Annotated in this window: 2 protein-coding genes; both read right to left on the minus strand. The window is 65.1% G+C overall.

Annotation, left to right across the window (positions count from 1 at the left end; all coding sequences use genetic code 11):
• Positions 1-15 precede the first annotated feature (15 nt).
• Positions 16-798 carry an IS630 family transposase gene (locus ACWEKM_RS46640; RefSeq protein WP_451627383.1) on the minus strand — a complete coding sequence of 261 codons (783 nt, stop codon included), beginning with the start codon at positions 796-798 and terminating at the stop codon, positions 16-18.
• Positions 699-947, minus strand: coding sequence for a helix-turn-helix domain-containing protein (locus tag ACWEKM_RS46645; protein WP_451627382.1), 249 nt, complete (start codon positions 945-947; stop codon positions 699-701). Before ACWEKM_RS46645 ends, ACWEKM_RS46640 begins: the two co-directional genes overlap by 100 nt.
• Positions 948-1,028 lie beyond the last annotated feature (81 nt).

The raw sequence follows: 1,028 nt of genomic DNA on the forward strand, positions 1-1,028 counted from the left end.
GCACTGGCTCGGGAGCTACACCTTCGACATCAGTCGATCCTCCTTCGGTGAGTCCGCTCTTCTCAAGCGGCTTTCGTGTCGCACGATCTGGTTCAGCCACGAGGATCCGACTGGGGTGAAATGGAAGTGTACGTGCGGGTTTTTCGCCAGCCACGCCTTCACGTCCGGGGTGGTGTGCGTGGACAGGTTGTCCAGGACGACATGGATCTCCTTCCCTGTATGCGGCTCAACGGCCTTCTTCAGGAACGCCAGGAAGCTCGCGCCGTTCCGGTTCGGCTTGCACTCGCCCAGAACCTCACCGGTCGTGACGTTCAGCGCGGCGAACAGATTCGTGGTGCCGTGCCGGACGTAGTCGTGGGTGCGCTGCTCGGTAACCGCGAAGGCCACCGGCAGCACCGGCTGGGTCCGGTCCAGGGCCTGCACCTGCGTCTTCTCGTCGACCGACAGCACCACGGCGCCACCGGGCGGGGCCAGGTACAAACCGACGACATCGGCGGCCTTCTCCGCAAACGCCGGGTCTTTCGAGATCTTGAAGGTGCCCAACCGGTGCGGCCTCAGATTCTCCTCACGCCAGATGCGGGCAACGTAATACCAGGACACCGAAATGCCCTCACGCCGCCTCACGTAGTCGGCCAGCGTCCGCGTCGACCAGTGCGAGAGCCCGGAATCCGCTGGCGGGGACATCCTTGTCAAGGCGATCACCCGGGCCCGCACCCGAGGCGGCACCTGAGTTCGCGGCCCGCCCGGCGTTTGTCCTCCAGCCCGGCCAAACCCCGCTCGGCATAGCGGGCCTTGCAGCGGTCCACCGTCAACGGTGCCACACCGGCAAGCTCGGCGATGTCCTTGCGACGCCGCCCCTCGGCACACCACAACACGATCCGTGCACGAAGCGCCACGAGAGCCGGCGCAATCCGCGAACCCGCCAACTCCCTTAGAGGATGTCTCACGTGGTGATGTGGTGAGCTGGGGCATCATTGCTGCTTGTGGGTGTCGATCTGTCGCAACGGCTGGTTCCTGACGGTCTGTGG

This window comes from Streptomyces sp. NPDC004752, from assembly GCF_053601275.1.